General features: G+C 38.6%; 14 protein-coding genes. All 14 read left to right on the top strand.

Features of this window, described 5'->3' with window-relative positions; genetic code table 11:
• Window positions 1-150: 150 nt before the first annotated feature.
• The 14 genes from AC1HJP_RS05035 (at window position 151) to AC1HJP_RS04970 (ending at window position 17,752) form a co-directional block, all read left to right on the top strand.
• Window positions 151-1,302, top strand: a complete 1,152-nt coding sequence (locus AC1HJP_RS05035; RefSeq protein ID WP_480360713.1) for a glycosyltransferase — start codon at window positions 151-153, stop codon at window positions 1,300-1,302.
• A 2-nt stretch (window positions 1,303-1,304) separates the two neighbouring features.
• On the top strand, window positions 1,305-2,690 hold the full coding sequence (locus AC1HJP_RS05030; RefSeq protein ID WP_480360711.1) for a lipopolysaccharide biosynthesis protein: 1,386 nt from the start codon (window positions 1,305-1,307) through the stop codon (window positions 2,688-2,690).
• Window positions 2,691-2,694: 4 nt separating this feature from the next.
• On the top strand, window positions 2,695-4,062 hold the full coding sequence (locus tag AC1HJP_RS05025; protein ID WP_480360709.1) for an O-antigen ligase family protein: 1,368 nt from the start codon (window positions 2,695-2,697) through the stop codon (window positions 4,060-4,062).
• Window positions 4,063-4,065: 3 nt separating this feature from the next.
• The gene (locus tag AC1HJP_RS05020; RefSeq protein ID WP_480360707.1) at window positions 4,066-4,764 is read left to right on the top strand and encodes an acyltransferase; all 699 of its coding nucleotides are present in this window, start codon (window positions 4,066-4,068) and stop codon (window positions 4,762-4,764) included.
• A gap of 9 nt (window positions 4,765-4,773) precedes the next feature.
• Window positions 4,774-5,937: a glycosyltransferase family protein gene (locus AC1HJP_RS05015; RefSeq protein ID WP_480360705.1), complete on the top strand. Its 1,164-nt coding sequence runs from the start codon at window positions 4,774-4,776 to the stop codon at window positions 5,935-5,937.
• Window positions 5,938-6,125: 188 nt separating this feature from the next.
• Window positions 6,126-7,619 carry a GumC family protein gene (locus tag AC1HJP_RS05010; protein WP_480360703.1) on the top strand — a complete coding sequence of 498 codons (1,494 nt, stop codon included), beginning with the start codon at window positions 6,126-6,128 and terminating at the stop codon, window positions 7,617-7,619.
• Window positions 7,612-8,688 carry a glycosyltransferase gene (locus tag AC1HJP_RS05005; protein ID WP_480360701.1) on the top strand — a complete coding sequence of 359 codons (1,077 nt, stop codon included), beginning with the start codon at window positions 7,612-7,614 and terminating at the stop codon, window positions 8,686-8,688. Before AC1HJP_RS05010 ends, AC1HJP_RS05005 begins: the two co-directional genes overlap by 8 nt.
• A gap of 9 nt (window positions 8,689-8,697) precedes the next feature.
• Window positions 8,698-10,503: a sugar transferase gene (locus tag AC1HJP_RS05000; protein ID WP_480360699.1), complete on the top strand. Its 1,806-nt coding sequence runs from the start codon at window positions 8,698-8,700 to the stop codon at window positions 10,501-10,503.
• A 252-nt stretch (window positions 10,504-10,755) separates the two neighbouring features.
• Window positions 10,756-11,070 carry an STAS domain-containing protein gene (locus tag AC1HJP_RS04995; protein WP_480360697.1) on the top strand — a complete coding sequence of 105 codons (315 nt, stop codon included), beginning with the start codon at window positions 10,756-10,758 and terminating at the stop codon, window positions 11,068-11,070.
• Between the two features lie 26 nt (window positions 11,071-11,096).
• The gene (locus tag AC1HJP_RS04990; protein ID WP_480360695.1) at window positions 11,097-11,963 is read left to right on the top strand and encodes an OmpA family protein; all 867 of its coding nucleotides are present in this window, start codon (window positions 11,097-11,099) and stop codon (window positions 11,961-11,963) included.
• A complete protein-coding gene (locus AC1HJP_RS04985) occupies window positions 11,950-14,076 on the top strand; it encodes a polysaccharide biosynthesis/export family protein (RefSeq protein WP_480360693.1) in 2,127 nt (708 codons plus the stop codon). The genes AC1HJP_RS04990 and AC1HJP_RS04985 overlap by 14 nt, the downstream gene beginning before the upstream one ends.
• On the top strand, window positions 14,073-14,780 hold the full coding sequence (locus tag AC1HJP_RS04980; RefSeq protein ID WP_480360691.1) for a tyrosine-protein kinase family protein: 708 nt from the start codon (window positions 14,073-14,075) through the stop codon (window positions 14,778-14,780). The genes AC1HJP_RS04985 and AC1HJP_RS04980 overlap by 4 nt, the downstream gene beginning before the upstream one ends.
• A 7-nt stretch (window positions 14,781-14,787) precedes the next feature.
• Window positions 14,788-16,278 carry a SpoIIE family protein phosphatase gene (locus AC1HJP_RS04975; protein WP_480360689.1) on the top strand — a complete coding sequence of 497 codons (1,491 nt, stop codon included), beginning with the start codon at window positions 14,788-14,790 and terminating at the stop codon, window positions 16,276-16,278.
• A 28-nt stretch (window positions 16,279-16,306) separates the two neighbouring features.
• Window positions 16,307-17,752: a sigma-54-dependent transcriptional regulator gene (locus tag AC1HJP_RS04970; RefSeq protein WP_480360687.1), complete on the top strand. Its 1,446-nt coding sequence runs from the start codon at window positions 16,307-16,309 to the stop codon at window positions 17,750-17,752.
• The last annotated feature ends 33 nt before the right edge of the window (window positions 17,753-17,785 follow it).

Below are 17,785 nucleotides of genomic sequence, written 5' to 3'. Positions count from 1 at the left end.
AAAGTGCCGATTTATAGTAAGATTTGTGAGATTGCGTTGCAAAATGCAAATTTTTTGCAAAATTAGGATGGTTTTTTGCAATTAGAGATACTTTTTAAGCGGCACAGAGTTTGCGATGCCAAACCATATCTTTATGGTGGAGTTTAAAAAATGAAACATATCGCAATTATGGTCCCAAGCTTTCCCGTACCTTCTGAGACATTTGTCATTACAGAGATCAAAGCATTACAAAAAGCAGGTCATAAAGTTTCTGTTATTACCTTTGAACAATGTGAAAATGACATTGAGTTACCTTGTGATGTTCATGTTTTAAAAAAAACACAGCTAATAGACACAGTATTTAGTCTCACTGAATTGCCTTTCGCTTTAATCTTTAAAGGCGTTAAAGCAGCAGTGAGACAAAGTGCAATAAGTACAACCTCGCTCTTATTCTTTGCGACGAAAGCAGCTCAAATAATAAAAGCTAACAAAATTGACCATATGCATTGTCATTTTATGCATAACAGTCTGGCATATGGCGTGGTTGCAGCAAAACTTGCCGATATCAGTGTGTCATCGATTGGCCATGGTCATGATATCTATGTAAACAGCGCGGATTTAGCCGCAAAAGTAAACGAATGTGACTTTTGCGTTGCAGTGTGCAAAGACATGCTCAAATTGTTACATCGTTTTTCTCCAACAAAAGCGAAGTTGTTGCACTGTGGTGTAGATACTGAAATATTCCAACCCGACACACTACAAGCCAATAAAGAAATTAAACTACTTTTTGTTGGGCGTTTAGTCGAAAAAAAAGGGCTCAGTTATGCGATTAGTGCACTTGCTAACCTACCAGTTGAGATCAGACCCAAATTAGACATTGTGGGAGATGGTCCGCTTAGAAGTGCATTAGAGTATCAAGTCGATGAAATGGGACTCAATGACTATATTCAGTTTTTAGGTGCAAAAACACCGCAAGATATTAGATGTATGGCAAAACACTATGATGGATTTCTAGCGCCATTTTGTATTGCTGAAAACGGTGACAAAGATACAGGTCCAGTCGTTCTAAAAGAAGCCATGGCTATGTCTTTGCCTGTGATCACCTGTGATGTGATGGGGTGTGCTGAGATAGTCGATGATTCAGTGGGTTACCTTGTGGAAAGTCGAAATACACAAGCTTTAACACACGCAATTAATCAATATGTGCATTTAACTAAAGAGCAAAGAGCACAAATGCGTCTTGCTGCTAGAGCGCGTGTACTCGAAAAATTCGATGCATTTAAACAAGCCAAGGAACTTTCTAATTGGATACAGCAGGCTTAATTATGAATAAGACGACAAACATTCTCTACTATGGATTGGCGATATTAAGCTTAAAAGGCATTAGTCTGATTATGATGCCGATCATGACTCGCTATCTCAGCGTATCTGATTACGGCATGCTGAATTTCCTTGTCAGCATTGCCAGTATGTTGAGTATTGTTTTGTCTCTTGGTTTAAGTGAACTGTTGTATAGATTCAATTCATCTCAAAACAACTCACAGCGCTTAGGGTTTTACAAATCATGCTTAAAGATAGCACTTACTAGTGCTTGTTTATGTTTTTTATTTGCAATTTTCTTTGTCGATATCTTAGTAACACTTCTACCAACTCAGGTGTCGTCTGAGGCATTACGACTGCTATTTATAAACTTAGGGGGCAGTGTGGTTTTAGCACTACCACTTGCAATCTTAAGGATCCACGGTAAAGCAAAAGCATTTATGGTGATCTCTGTATCACAAGGGGTGCTACAAGCCATGTTCACATTGCTATTACTAGAAGCTGGGTATGGCGTTGTTGGCGTGATGTTCTCGGGCGCTGCAGTTGTATGGTTTATTCTCTTTTCTCTCGCTTGGCATTATAGAGCATTTATGCCTACAAACGAAAAGAGTGGAACAAACATAACGAATGAGCATGGCCTTTATATCCTTTCAATTACTTTATCTTCTTTATTTGCTTATGGTTTAAATGGCGCGGAAAACTGGTTTCTAGTGTCATTTCAGGGCAAAGAAACACTCGCTATGTATTTTGTTGCTACACAATTTGCGCTTGTAACTTCTATCGCATTCGAGCCATTCAGATTATGGTGGTTTCCACAGCGTTTCAATACTTTTCAAAATAATGAGCAAAAAGCAGCTGATATCCCACTCTATGGTTTAGCGTATGCGCTTCTCATAGTGATCACCATGATGACACTAGGGCCATTTATGATTGATTTACTGCTGCCTAACGAATATGCAGAATCTAAAAAAATACTTCCTTGGTTATGTGTTGTTTTCTTCATAAAAACCATATCTGAATTACTGAATCTAGGTTGTTACTACAAAAATAACGCACAAGCGGCACCCATCATAAATGGGCTTTGTGCTGTGCTTGCCATTTTAGGCTGCTACTTGAGTTTAAAATATTATGATTTATACATGATGCTCTATGTACTCATTGCAGTTCATACAATTCGAAGTTTGATGTTCTTAATTCGTAGTCAAATACTGGTGACCTTACCTTATAAATACAAATACCTTATTTATATGATCAGCCTGTTAGTGGCGCAGACATTGCTAGTATCCCATTATCAGTTGTATGCATTGATACTTTTTGCAAGTGCTTGCCTGATTGTTTTAAGTGTTGGCTTTATTCAACGTAAACAAGTCATGCATCTTCTAAGAGGGTAGCAATATGGATATAAACCAAAGTAAGAATCAAAAATTACAGTATTGGTCTGCTGCAGCCATGTTGTGTATGTTGACGTATGTTTTGTACACCACATTTGGGGTTATATCTGTTTTTGCCTTGCTACTTTTACCCTTTGCACTTTACAGCACAATAAAAGCCAGTACGGCTTTTGTTATTCTGTTTATCTTATTTAGTTATTTCAGACTTCACGAAGCGTTTCCTGTCTTATATAACTTTAAAATTCCTAAGATGCTTGCTCTAGCATCTATGCTTGGGATTTTCTGGCACTTATTCATAAGCCTAAAGCTTAAGCCGTTCTGGCACACATGCCACGGTATGTTTGTAATATTTTTTTTCTGGATAACAGTATGTGTATTTATGGCATCTAATAGAGGTGAAGCGATGTCTATGTATACAGGTACTTTATCAAAAGTATTTTTAATGGTCTTTGTAATAAGCTGGTTGATAAACACCGCTAAACTGATGACTTACACTCGCTTAGGTATCATGATATCGGGTGCACTTTTAGCCTGTGTTGCAATTTCTAACAAACTCAATGGTATAGGTTTAGTTGAGGGCAGTCGTGTAACGATTTCAAGAGAATACCGTTCTCAAATAGGTGACCCAAATGACTTATCGCTTGTACTGCTTTTCCCTGTTGCTTTTTTTGCTGGAGAAATCTTCAATTCAAATAATAAAACCTTCTTCAGAGTGCTTTCATTTTTAGGTTTATTACTTATGTGTTGGGCAATAATAGCTACACAAAGCCGCGGTGGGTTACTGGGTATTTTAACTATCATGGGTTTCTTTATTTCAAAAAGAATTAAAAACCCCATTGTGCTTGGTGGTATCGGCGCTGTAGCAGGCCTGTTTTTATTAGCGGTTGCTGGTATAAGTGATAGGCAAAGTGGTGGTGCAGCTGAAGAGGGGGTTGATGCCTCAGCAATGGGTCGTATTTATGCTTGGCAGGCTGCAATTAACATGGCTTTATCTAACCCATTTACTGGAGTAGGTATAAATAATTTCTACGTGAATTATTTTTTCTATAGTCCGCATTGGGATGGCAAGAATCATGCAGTACACAGTACATGGTTTCAGGTATTAGGTGAAATGGGGTTTGTCGGTCTTGTACTCTTTGCGATGCTCATAGTATCCATATTTAAAAGTTTAAGACGTAGTAATTTGTACTGCAAAAGTAAGAACAAAGAATCGCTGCTTGTTAATGTTCATATTCTTCAAGCTGGACTATTTGGTTTTATGGTGTCAGGTACATTTTTAACTCAAGCCTTCACTTGGCCTTTATACATAGTACTTTCGTTAACAATTGCACTAGAGCGTTTATTAACGAAAGAGGAAGATGACAAGGGGTAAGTTATGTATATTGCATTGAAAAATTGGGTTAAAACAGATAATTCTCAACTCGGAAAATTAGTCCGAAAACTTGTATTTGGTATTAGACATATCGAGTTTCCAGTGATCCCTCTGTTTCACAAAGGCCTTTATGCTACCCATCGCTTTATGCAAAACTTTTTGCATTCTGCAACGCAATTCTTTTATTTCACACCCATGTTTAAATCTCGAGTAAGTGGTAGTAAAAAAAGACTCTCATTATTTTGCGGTATGCCACAAATTTTTGGACCACTAGAGATTACTGTTGGTGACGATGTACGTATGTCTGGTATTACAACATTTTGCGGTCGTGCAGTATCGAAACAAACACCAGAGCTGCGTATTGGTAACAATGTCGACATAGGGTGGCAAAATGCGATTTCGGTTGGCAGCAAAGTTATTATTGAAGACGATGTTCGTTTTGCTGGGAAGATTTTTCTTGCCGGATTTCCAGGCCATCCCGTTGATTGTGAGCTTCGTGCACAAGGTTTACCAGACACCGACGATCAAGTAGGTGACATCATCGTTAAAAAAGGTGCATGGGTTGGAACAGGCTCAACCATCATCGCCGGTGTGACAATTGGTGAAGGGGCCATTATTGCTGCTAACTCAGTGGTCACAAAGGATGTACCACCATTCACTTTAGCGGGTGGGAATCCAGCTAAAGTGATCAGAGCTTTATAGGAGGTTATCATGCGTTTTGTCGTTTTCGCTGAAGATTGGGGTAGTCACCCAAGTAGCACACAGCATCTTTTTATGCGTATTGCAAAAGAGCATGATGTCATTTGGTTTAATTCAATTGGTATGAGAAAGCCAAATTTAAACTTAAAAGACATGAATCGTATAGTTACTAAGCTTTCCTTGATGATAAAAGATAAGTTTACTAATAAACGCAAAACACATGATAAAACCAATGAAATCGTTACATCGCATTCTCCCAAAGTGAAGAACCCATTGGTCATGCCATGGCATGATAATTCACTGTGTGCAGCGTACAACTCATTTAAGATAAATCAATTAATCGACACAAAAAACGAAGAGCCAATAATTTATTGGTTAAGTGTCGCCACCGCCATCAATGCAATAAAGTTAAGACCGCAAGACAAACTTATTTATTACTGTGGTGATGACTTTTCATCCCTTGCAGGTGTTGATCACAAAATGGTTGAAGCGTTTGAAAAGGCTTTAATTACTAAAGCTGATAGGATTTTTGTTATCAGTGATAAGTTGATGCGTAAGATGCCGGCACATAAAACACAGCTACTTGAACATGGTGTCGATTTTGATTTATTTAATCAGCCAAAACCCAAAGCAGATGAATTATCAGGGAAGAATAATGTCATTGGCTTTTATGGTTCTATTTCAAGTTGGCTAGATATAGATTTACTAGAGTACTGCGCGAGACAAAGGCCTGAATACCAGTTTGTATTGGTTGGCAAAGCTGAGGTAGATATTTCGCAGTTACTTTGCCTTAATAATGTAACTCACCATCAAGCAATTGATCACAAAAAATTAGCTGGTTTTTCTCAGCACTGGCAAGCTTCAATTTTGCCTTTTAAAGACAACGGTCAAATTCAGTCATGCGATCCATTAAAGCTTAAAGAGTATTTAGCGGCCGGAGTGCCGATTGTGGCAACTGACTTTCCTGCAGTAAGACGATTTCAAGATGCGGTTTTAATATCCAATTCTGAAGAAGGCTTTTTAAACCGCCTTGATATTGCCGTTGCCATACATCATTTTCCACAAATCGCTTGGAAATCTCATTCAAGTGATTTAGTTAAACGCCATAGTTGGGATCATAAAGCCCAATTTGTTTTATCTGAGTGCAAAAACTTTCATACCAACCCACTGAATTAATACGTATTAATTATTAGTGGGAAGGTATGCAATATTTAGCATCTTTCAAATCTAAAATTCCACTCTATTTTTAAAGTTGGTTCTTTTCTTGCGACTGTTTTAACAAAGATATGAAATCTTTGTTTTATCACTGAAATTTTGCAAGCTGATTCAATTTTGCTTTGCAAAATGCAAAACGGATGAATTGTATGATATTGGCACAAGCTCAAATTAAAAGACTACTGTATTTAGCGTTATACGCCGTGTATGAACGCTATCAGTTAGTTTTGCTGCCATTTATCATAGTACCAATCATTGTCATAGGCTTGAGTGCAACGGCTGAAAAGCAATATACCAATCATGCCAGTATCCTAATTGAAGAATCGGCGCTATTAAATCCTTACCTAGATGAATTGTCTTTTTCATTCGAACTATCAGAGCGTATAGATGCACTCCGTACTTTGGTGTTAAGTAGAAACAATTTAGCTGAAATTGTTGAAGAAATGCAATTGGTCCCTGAGGGGGCGCCGATTAGAGAAAGTGAGCAAATGCGTCAGAAGTTAGGACAAGCAATTTCTATCTCAGTCGTTGGTGATGAATTGGTCAAAATAAGTTTTAAATGGAATAACCAAGCGCAAATGAAACCAATTCTTGAGCTTGTAGTAGAAAAGTTTATAGAGCGGCTTCTAGCACCGACTAAATCGTCTCTAGATACTTCAGAGCAATTCTTTTTGGATCAACTCGAGTTAATGAGAACCGAACTTGAAAAGTCAGAAGATCAATTAGCGCAATTTAAAGCAGATAACCGAGATGCATTACCCGAGCTGATGAGCGTGAACCAGGAAACCATGTCACGCCTTGAACAACAAAAGCAAATGAAAACCGTGGTGCTCAGTGGGGCGCAAGCCAAGTTTAATACCCTTGCAAAGAAAATGAGTAAAGCAAATCCGATTTTAGGTCATATTGAAGATAAAATTCTACGTACCGAGGCTGAAATTGCTCTTTTAAGAACACGCTATACCGATAAGCACAGTAAATTGAAGGCTAAATTGAAAGAACTTGAAAATCTTAAAGCGCATAAGCAAACCATCAGTGAAAAGCATAAATCAATTGATTCAACCGATTTAGACTCGCTTTGGCAAATCGCTAATACCTTGCCTCAAGATGGAGAGAAACAAAATAACGCCTTGTTGGTATCTCAACTATTAACACTAGAAGAAGCAAAAAACAGTTTGGCTCAACATCAACAAGAACTGGATATGTTAGACGAGCAAATTAAACTAATTGCAGCCCGTTTAAGTAGTACCACTGACATAGATAAAAAGCTTCGCAAATTGCAACGTGATTTAGAAGTAAAACAAAATTTATATAAAGATATGTTAGAGCGTTATGAAATGTCTAAGGTAACAGGCCAGCTAGTACGCTACGAAGGCCCTGATAAAGTTAAGACAATTGAACGTGCTTATAGCCCTAGCGTGCCAATTAATAACCCATTATGGATCAGTGTCGTCCTTGGTATTGTCCTTGGGCTATTTTGTGGCATAGCACTTGTATTTGTCTATGCACTACTTGATACACGCATTAAAGACATGAAGACAGTGGCCCATCTTACAGAGCAACCAGTACTGACCGTCATGCCGATAGTTCATCAAGAGTTTGAACGAGAGATCATTATTGAAGCATCGAGGAGTTCTTATGAATAACGTACTACAGCTAATTCAGCATCCACTGGTAGGTGGTTTAGAAAAGATGGTTCTTACACTGTGTCAGCAAAGTAAGTTCTCGAATAAAATGGCTTTAGTTGCCCTTGAGGGGTCAACTAATCGAGCTTTATCAGCGTGGCCAGCATTAAAAGATCTTTCTCATTTTGAATGTTTAGATAAAGAACCTGGTATTTCTTACCAAACAGTTAAAAAGCTCATCAAACTTATTGACGAGTGGGGCATTGATACCATTCATAGTCATCATGTTGGTCCTCTATTTTATGGTGCTATGGTCAAAATGCACAGGCCGCACGTTAAACACATTCACACAATGCACGATGCTTGGTATTTAAATAACTTTAAACAGCGTGTGCTGACTAAATTAGTTCATAGTCTGACTAAAGTCACCATAGTGACAGACGCCAATGCGGTGGCATCTGAACTGACACATCAAACCTCGATTAAAGCAGACTATGTGGTTCATAATGGTATAGATACACAGCTTTTCAGACCTTTTTCAAAGTATCTTGCTCGTTGTCGTTTAGGTTTGCCAACTGGTATTAAACTAGTCGGTTGTGCTGCAAGAGTCGAGAAGGGGAAAGGTCATATAGCCCTAATTGATAGCCTTAAATCTTTGCCAGACCACGTTCACCTTGTTTTTGCTGGCGATGGCAGTCAACGTGAGTTTTACACCAAATATGGTATAGAAAAGTCATTACAAGATCGAATTCATTGGCTCGGTAAAGTCGATGCAATGCCCCTGTTTTATTCTGCCATTGATGTATTTTGTTTGTTTTCAGAACGTGAAGGCCTTCCGCTTACCTTGCTTGAGGCCATGGCCTGTAATATTCCCGTCATTGCTTCTGATGTCGGTGGTGTTAAAGAAATTGTCAGCAAACAAAGCGGTATTTTATTAAACGTAAATATGGCCCATTGTTTGCCAGATGCTATACAGAGAGGTTTGTCTTTACAAAACGGCACTAAGGTCAGAGCACATGCTTTAGAGCTTGGTTGTTCGAAAAAAATGACAAAACGTTATGACTACTTATATGAAAGCATAAAAAGCTAGGAGTAAGTTATGAATACCATGGATATCATTCTCATCACCTGTATTGGCTTAGTGATCTATCACCATGGGGTTTACCCATTGGCACTTAGTGTTGTTGCAAAATACAAACAGCGTCGCAATTTGCAAAGCGATTGTATTAAAGCGTATCAGCCAAAAATTGCGGTGTTCATGGCAGCTCATAATGAGCAAGCATATATTTATGACAAGCTCATCAATATTGCCAGTCAAATTTACCCGAATGAAAAGATTGCTATTCACCTTGTGCTTGATGGCTGTACTGATGACACACTCGCGTGCGCAACTCCAGCACTCGATAGACTGGCTGAACAAAACATATTTTGTCATATCGATGTGTTTGATCAAAATAAAGGTAAGCTAAACGCAATCAATCATCTCATTAACTTATACAGCAGTGATTATGATGTGGTGCTGTTTTCAGATGTGAGTGCTATGTTGAGCATAAATGCTTTTCAAGAAGTCGCGTGCAAAATGGCAGATAAGAAAGTTGCCGTTGTATCGGGCTTATATCAAGTGTATGACCAAGCTAACAATGAACAGAGCGGCTACTGGGCTCTGCAAAATAAAACGCGCTTAGATGAAAGTATCTTTGGCGCGGTCAATGGTGTTTCGGGCTCTTTACTTGCTATAAAAAGTCATTTAGTTAAGCCTCTTGATGAAGGCACCATTAATGACGATTTCATTCAAGCGGTTCAAGCAGTTGATAAAGAGCATGTGATTGCAATATCAGAAGACATCAACATGGTTGAGATGGAAGAAGATGCGTTAGACAAAGACTACACACGCCGTGTTCGTATTTGTGCAGGAAACTGGCAACAACTTGGCTTGCTAGTGAAGAAGTTCGGATCTTTTAACCTGTGGCAAAAACTTATTTTTACTTCTAGTAAAGGGCTAAGAGGTGTCATGCCAATTTGTATCGCTGTACTTTATATTACTTTATTCAGTCAGACAGTATTAGTTGGCGGTTTATATACAGTTGCAGCAATCGGGCTACTGATAACAAACTTAATTGGTTTAGCTAAAATCCGTGGACTGATCAGCTTTAAGCTCCCTGTATTCGATTCTGTGAATTATATGTTGTTTAGTTATCTAGTGGGTTTATACGGAATCGTGCAATTTCACAAAGGTGTCTATAAGCAAAGTTGGTCTCGTGTTCCCCCAAAAAATAACTCTGAGCAAAAACGTATCTTAATCACTAAACGTTTTATCGATGTCATTGGCGCTTCAGTTGGTCTGCTATTGACAGCTCCTATTCTGTTGCTTGTAGCCATTGCCATAAAGCTAGATTCAAAAGGGGGCATTATTTACAAACAGTTAAGGGTTGGAGAGTCTACAGATGATTTTGTAAGCCTAATTTACGTTTACAAGCTGAGAAGTATGTATATTGATGCAGAAGCACGCAGTGGTGCTGTGTGGGCGTCTGATAATGACCCTAGGATCACACGTGTAGGGCGTTTTTTAAGAAAAACACGTTTAGATGAATTACCTCAATTATGGAATGTACTCAAAGGCGAAATGTCATTAATTGGTCCTCGCCCTGAACGTCCTGTGTTTTATAAAAACTTAGAAGAAAACGTTCCTTATTTCACGCACCGTACTTATCAATTAAAACCGGGAATTTCAGGTTTAGCGCAAGTAATGAACGGCTACGATGAAAATATTGAAGGTGTTAGAAGAAAGATAGCCTGGGATTATGCTTATGCACTGTCGCTGTCTAGCTTTTCATCTTGGTACAGAACAGAGATGAGCATTCTAGTTAAAACTATTCAAGTCGTGCTTATGGGAAAAGGAAAGTAACCAATATCAATTGTCGCTTTGATATAAATCCAAGCCAGGTTTTTACTTGGCTTTTTTCATTTTTATAAAGCTTTTCGCGTATATCCATTTTTAATTCCCAAGTGACTCGCATTTTGCAACTGTTTGCTCTTTCTCTTATTGCAATTTGCGAAAACTAAAGTTCACAACCCATAAAAGATTCTTATTTCAATGGTTTAAAGTCTGGCATTCAACTTGATAGTTAAAGTTAAACCTAACGAGAGGATAACTATCATGTATCAGCAACTACCAACAGAAGTAATTGACGACAAAATCATCGTAGAACTACCAAGTGACTTTTCAGGTATGTCTGTAGATAGATATAGAGAACAATTTGATTCACTTGCGAATACACATAAGGACAACATTGTACTAAATTTCAATAAGACAGAGTTTATTGACTCATCAGGTATTGGTGCAATGGTGTTCTTATTCAAGCGGATTGAACAACGTGGTGTGAATATGCAATTGCTCAAAGTAAACGGTCAACCAAGAAAATTAATGACCTTACTAAGAGTAGACTTAACCATTGATTTTATTGATGAGTAGATAAAATTAAAACCAGGAGAGTTGCTATGAGATGGATGTATATTTTGCTAATGCTGATAGTAGTTTCGGGCTGTAGTACATGGCCCGAGCAAGGCAAAGGTGGTTGGGCTGAAGAGTATCACCCTGACAATGAGACAAATAGCGAAACCTGGTATGCATCAGCACCGATGCACATTGCAAACGAGTATGAACATATTCAAATGAAATTAGATTGGTTGAAAGTGCGTGGTATTAACAAATGTATGCCTGCACAAGTATATCAAGCTGAAATGTTATCTAATCGAATAAAGAGAATGCTTGCGGCTGAAATGTATTCAGATGCACAGGCGGATTTAAGAATTTTTTATCATCAACTGAATTTATTACAAAACCACTTTGAACGTGTCCTAAAGCTCACGGGCTGTGCTATGGCAAGAAGCGACACGAACAAAAACGATTCACTCAAAATAATTAAACAGATCAAATCATTGCTGAACAGTGACAATCAGTTTGCATTTGATAGTTTCGAAGTGACACCTAAATACATGAAAAGGCTTACCCAAGCCGCTGATCTATTGAAACTAGTTCCTGAAATTGAGTTACTGCTTGTCGGTCATACAGATAAGAAGGGCATTGACTCTGATAATTATGAGCTCGCCTTTAAGCGGGCAGAAAAGGTAAAGCATTGGTTAAGTGTATATGGTGTTAATCCTACAACCATTACCACCGTAACCCAAGGGAGTCTCTCACCGTATAGTGAAAGCGATAACAACGCGGTTAGCCGCCATTCAGATAGACGTGTAAATGCTTATATTCTCAATGCTGAATCACAAATCGATGCAGAAACTCAGCTAAAACCACTTACATCGTGGACGGATGAGCTGACTAAGGAGCGCAGTGATGGTAAGAATTAATCTAAACAGCCTGATACCTTTTTGGCTTTTAATTATTGCTTCTAGCATTTCTTTGCCTTCTTTTGCAGAAGAAACACCCTCAACAGAAGATAAAGCAACCATTGTAGAAGTGGGCAATAAACTATTTTTGAATATGCCAAATGAAGCAGACTTCGCTGATGTATTCGAAGTAGATAAAAAAGGCCAAATCAATGTGCCTGAAATTGGCAAGGTGACAGTGGCAGGTAAAACCATTCAACGCGTTGAAAATGAAATTAAATTGCAGTTGAGCGGAGTATACAAAGGTCTTGAGCAGTTTTATGTAGAAATAAGAGCAAGAGACTTACTTGTTACCGTTCTAGGTTATGTCAATGAGCCCTCTCAAGTCAGTATTCCTGAAGATGGCAATATACAGATGGTTATCTCTCGAGCTGGTGGGTTAAAACCGGGGGCTCAGTTAAATAAGCTTCAGATCCGCCGCGGTGATGAAAGTATTAGCTTTGATTATAAGGCTTACCTAGACAGTGGAGACCCAGATAAGCTACCAGCGCTGAAATCTGGAGATATTGTTTTTGTTCCAGTCTCACCACTGCTTGGTAATGTACAAATTGATTTCGACGCCCAGACGCTATCTGCATCAGGTGATGCCGAAGGGAATGAAAAAGCCGTGACCCTATTTGGCGAATTACACAGCCCAGGCAGTTTTTCATACAAAGAAGATATGAATATTATTGATGCATTAATGCGAGCAGAAGGGGTAACGCGCTATGCAGATGTAACAAAAATTCGAGTTATACGTAACGGCGAGCCTGAAATATTCGATTTAAAACAATATTTAGACTCTGGCGAAGAATCTTTACTACCAAAAATAGAAGGTGGTACCACAATCTATGTGCCGATTATGGTTGAAGATGTGAATACCACGGCTAGAACCGTTTATATTATGGGCGAAGTTCAAAAACCAGGTGCCTATGAGTCGACCGATAAAATTGGTTTTTTAGATATTCTTGCCAATGCTGGTGGACCTACTCGTTTTGCTGAAACACGACAAATTCGTATTTTGAAGCCATCTGGTGAAAGTATTTACTTTGATTTGCAATCTTACAGTGATGGCGTAGCTACTTCACCAATCCCGCCAATTGACCCTGGTGATGTGGTGTTTGTGCCTGAAAAAACTGACTTAAACGAAAAAAGCTGGCTGAAAGTACCGCCTCAACGTGCGGTTAAAGTGATGGGCGCAGTGAATAGTCCAGGGCGTTACGAATGGAGTGACGAGATGGATTTCACGGATTTATTTGCACACGCTGGAGGTCCAACTAAAGGGGCTAATGTAAATGATATTAAGATCTTTAGAGCCGGCGAAGTACTACAACGTTTTAGTATGGACGATTACGTAAACAGCCCTGATGGTAGTTACCCGCTACCAAGTATTCAAGCGGGCGATACAATCATCGTTGAAGAATTACCCCACGACCCTAAAGACAATAAATCTCAATGGGTTAGACAAGATCCAGATACTTCAATTTATGTGATGGGACAAGTCGGTGCCCCTGGAAGATATGCATTTGATGAGTCACTGCATTTCATTGACATTTTATCTGCAGCTGACGGCCCTAACAGTAATGCTGATATTAGAAATATTCGCATCACACACCGTAATGGCTATGAAGCCAGAGTGAGTAAACTTGACCTAGCACTTTATTTTGAGACCGGTGACGAAACACTTTTTCCTAAAGTACTGCCAGGTGACACAATTTATATTCCTGAAAAATCTAGAGATTGGTTAAGTCGAAAAAAAGAAAATGTCGTTCGTGTGATGGGGGCGATAAAAACACCCGGACGTTACTCGTTTGATGATTCTATGACTTTACTTGATTTATTAGCCGAAGCTGGTGGGCCAACTGGAAGTGCTTTAATTGAAAACATTGTTGTAATTAATCACTCATGTTGTAAAGAGCAGGCAAGACGTTTCGACCTTGAAGAGTTTATACGCGAACCGAACTCAATGCGCATTCCTGTTTTACGTGCAGGAGATACCGTATATATACCTGATCAAGGCCAAGACTTTGGACAAAGAGCGAAAAGTTCAATTGTCGATTTCTTAACAATACTTGCATTAGCGGTGGGTCTATGAAATTAATTCCTACAGAATATCAAGAAGTTGAAGCTGTCTATAAAAGTATTGTAGACAAAAAAGCCAAGTGCTTATGTGTTTTTTCTCCTGTTGGAGAAGAGGGCACAAGTTCAATTTCGGTTTGCCTAGCAAGAAGACTACAAACCATCGACAAGAAAGTATTATTAGTCGACTTAAACTCGTATAACCCAATGTCATTTGATTGGTTAGAAGAGCAGATGGATGACCAAGGCTGGAGTTTTGATGATATAAGCTGTCAGCTTTATACAAAACGATTAAAGCAGTTTGATTTCCTAACGGTTAAAGAGTTGAAAGAAGACGCACAAGTGAGAGAGTTTGGCATTTTACAGCAAGCGATTCTAATGCTTGAACAGGAGTTCACTTATATCATCTTTGATATGCCACCTTTGATGCAAAATAATCGGCAAAATATTCCGCTTCATGTTATTTCAAGTGCAACAGACATGGCTATTTTGAATGTAGCACTTGGCATTAACAATGAAGAACAAGTTCAAGTCAGTGTAGATAAAATTAAAAAAGCCAATTTCAAACATATTGAAGTCATCGTGAGCCAGTTTGCTCTACCTCCGTTAGGCCCTCGTTTAATTGAAAGTGTTGAGCATAGATTAAATCGCTTTCCTTGGCTCAAAGTAAAATTAATCACCGCGATTAAGAAACAAAAATGGCTATTTGAAGCGGTCTGAGGTGACTATGTCGACACTGTTTTATAGAAGGTTTAATTTAGTCTGGCCTGCAATTCAGTCAGTTAGAGAAATATTGCATCATTATCTTAAGCAGATGAAGGTATCTAAGGAAGACATAGATAATACCGGTCTTGTATTAACAGAGTATCTATCGAATTTAATACGTCATTCAGAAGGTGAAGATGGTGTAATGACCCTAGTAATAGACAATATTAAAGGGGGCGTTGCCCTAACAATCATTGATAATACACAATTTTTTTCTGAATTTGCTCAAGTTGAACAAAATGACAGAAGTGCTGTTATAAACGATGGGCAGTTAAGAGAAGGCGGTATGGGCTTGGCACTAATCAATCACTATTTCCCACAGTATCAATACTATAAAGAGTCAGCGCAAAACCATTTCAAAATCACACTCACCAGCACTTCAGATAAAACCAAAGTCGTCATAATTGAGGACGAACTATCAACTTTAAAATTAATCGAGTGCTATCTAAAAGATGACTATGACGTGTATGCATTCGACTGTGAATATAAAGCACATTCTTTTATTTCAAAGCATGACGTTGATTTATTGCTAATAGATTTGAATTTAAATCAGATGTTGGCAACCAAGTTCATTGAACAGATAAACCGTTACCAGCATTTAGCCAACCTTGGGATCATAGTTATGTCTGTTGACGATGCTATTGATACGATCAAGCAAACAGTGTCAGTGGGTATAGATGACTATGTAGTTAAGCCGCTTAACAAAGAAGACATTCAACTTATTTGTGAACGTGTTTTAAGACGAAAAAAAGACTCGATCAGATCAAAAGTTAAAAACGCATATAGCAATAATTTAATAGAGTTAGACTCGCACAAATCATTGTCTGTGTTTGGCAGTGCGACACACGAAAGAAGTGGAGATTTTGTGTTAAATTACAGCAACAAAGAAACAGGTGCGCACTTTGTATTTTTGGTCGATGTCATGGGGCATGGTGAACTTGCTGCAAACACTGCAAGTGAATTAAAAGGCTTTATTTATGGGTTAGTAAAGAACTCAAATGATTTACCGAGCATGATGAATGATTTGAACGATGCAGTAATCAACGGAATTTGTATTAATAAAGATAAAATTTTCACTTTGCTGGGGTTTAAATTTGACGACGACACTTTTGAATACATAAATATCGGTCAACCTAGTTTTTTACTCATTGATAAACAAAACGACACTGTAATGTCATTAGATTCGAGCGAGCCTATAATAGGGTTAAACCCATCATATCAATACAATTCAAAATCTTTGATTTTACCTTCGTCAGCTTACATAGTCGCTTTTACTGATGGTCTTCACGAGAATAGTGACAAGTTTAGCGCATCAGATGAGTTTATTAAAAATAAGCTAAGTGAATTGAGCGTTCAAAGTGCTGAATTTCAAACACAACTTTGGCAAAAATGCCTACCTGATTTAACAAAAGAGATTGACGATTCGACGTTACTGGTTCTTAATAAAGTATAGGAAATGATTTTGCAATCAGGAGGTTGCTATGCCAGCGAGTATTTTAATTGTAGAAGATACAGAGTCCCTTGCATTACTGTATCAGTCTTACCTTATTCCTACAGGGTTAAAAACTTTTGTAGCGGGCACAGGGCAAGCTGCATTAGATTATTTAAATGCTAATCAACCTGATTTAATCATTTTAGATATCATGCTGCCTGATATGAGCGGCATGGACATCTTAGCGCAGTTGCCAGAGCAAAATCGTCCTGATGTTATCGTACTCACAGCCCATGCGAGTAAAGAACTTGCCGTAGAAGCAATTCGTCACGGTGCCATCGACTTCCTAGAAAAGCCGATTGATGCTGAGCGTTTTAGGATCACGGTAAACAATGGTTTAAAATTAAAAACACTCAGCAAAAAAGTCGAAGAGTACCAATCAACATTTGAAAATGGTCGTTTTTGCCAGTTGATAGGTAAATCTTCTGCAATGCAAAGTGTTTATCAAATTATTTCTAATGCGGCGAACTCCAAAGCGACGGTTTTTATTACAGGTGAAAGTGGTACTGGTAAAGAGTTATGCGCAAAAGCGGTGCATGAGTGTAGTGATCGAAAACAAGCCCCTTTTGTTGCATTAAACTGTGCAGCGATCCCCAAGGATTTAATAGAAAGTGAAATTTTTGGTCACGTCAAAGGTGCGTTTACGGGGGCGACATCAAACCGCGAAGGTGCCGCAGGTCAAGCAGATGGCGGTACGTTATTTTTAGATGAATTATGCGAAATGGACCTTGGTCTGCAAAGTAAGTTACTTCGTTTTATACAAACCGGGACTTTCCAAAAAGTAGGCAGTGAAACCTTACAGACAGTAAATGTTAGGTTTGTATGTGCAACAAACCGTGACCCTTGGTTAGAAGTGCAAGAAGGGCGTTTTAGAGAAGATTTATATTACCGTCTTTATGTTATTCCGATACAGCTTCCACCGCTAAGAGAACGTGGCGAGGACGTTGTGCAAATAGCACAAGCTATGTTTGAACGGATCGCAAAAGAAGAAGGCAAACTCTTTGAAAAGTTAACTGAAAATGCGAAACAAAAACTGCTTAACTATGACTGGCCTGGCAACGTCCGTCAGTTAGAAAACATGATCCGCAATACATTAGTTATGAATCATAGTGAAGTCATTGACGCGCACATGTTTCCTGCTTTCCCTGTTACTAATAGCAACGTCCAACAAATTGCTCCCTCCAATCAAGTTAATACACAATCAACGCCTAACCAATCATTTGATGAAGCGCAAAGAGGGTCACCTGTTACAACACCTAATGAACCAACTGCTACGATGCAAAGCCATTTTGATATAAGACCGATGTGGATTGTTGAAAAAGAGTATATTGAACAAGCAATTGAAATTTGTGGTAACAATATCCCCAAAGCAGCTGCCATGTTGGAGCTTAGCCCTTCAACAATTTATCGAAAAATGAAAACTTGGGAGCAGTAGTGCCCAACTATTACCTTCCGAGTTTAAACTAAA

It is taken from the genome of Pseudoalteromonas sp. NFXS53 (assembly GCF_056629255.1).
This window is presented reverse-complemented; position numbering and strand designations above follow the sequence as displayed.

Coding starts and splice junctions, on each gene's coding strand:
- AC1HJP_RS05015 (WP_480360705.1), top strand. CDS start 4,774: ATGCGTTTTGTCGTTTTCGCTGAAGATTGGGGTAGTCACCCAAGTAGC.
- AC1HJP_RS04970 (WP_480360687.1), top strand. CDS start 16,307: ATGCCAGCGAGTATTTTAATTGTAGAAGATACAGAGTCCCTTGCATTA.
- AC1HJP_RS04995 (WP_480360697.1), top strand. CDS start 10,756: ATGTATCAGCAACTACCAACAGAAGTAATTGACGACAAAATCATCGTA.
- AC1HJP_RS04975 (WP_480360689.1), top strand. CDS start 14,788: ATGTCGACACTGTTTTATAGAAGGTTTAATTTAGTCTGGCCTGCAATT.
- AC1HJP_RS05005 (WP_480360701.1), top strand. CDS start 7,612: ATGAATAACGTACTACAGCTAATTCAGCATCCACTGGTAGGTGGTTTA.
- AC1HJP_RS05035 (WP_480360713.1), top strand. CDS start 151: ATGAAACATATCGCAATTATGGTCCCAAGCTTTCCCGTACCTTCTGAG.
- AC1HJP_RS05020 (WP_480360707.1), top strand. CDS start 4,066: ATGTATATTGCATTGAAAAATTGGGTTAAAACAGATAATTCTCAACTC.
- AC1HJP_RS05010 (WP_480360703.1), top strand. CDS start 6,126: ATGATATTGGCACAAGCTCAAATTAAAAGACTACTGTATTTAGCGTTA.
- AC1HJP_RS05025 (WP_480360709.1), top strand. CDS start 2,695: ATGGATATAAACCAAAGTAAGAATCAAAAATTACAGTATTGGTCTGCT.
- AC1HJP_RS05030 (WP_480360711.1), top strand. CDS start 1,305: ATGAATAAGACGACAAACATTCTCTACTATGGATTGGCGATATTAAGC.
- AC1HJP_RS04990 (WP_480360695.1), top strand. CDS start 11,097: ATGAGATGGATGTATATTTTGCTAATGCTGATAGTAGTTTCGGGCTGT.
- AC1HJP_RS04980 (WP_480360691.1), top strand. CDS start 14,073: ATGAAATTAATTCCTACAGAATATCAAGAAGTTGAAGCTGTCTATAAA.
- AC1HJP_RS04985 (WP_480360693.1), top strand. CDS start 11,950: ATGGTAAGAATTAATCTAAACAGCCTGATACCTTTTTGGCTTTTAATT.
- AC1HJP_RS05000 (WP_480360699.1), top strand. CDS start 8,698: ATGAATACCATGGATATCATTCTCATCACCTGTATTGGCTTAGTGATC.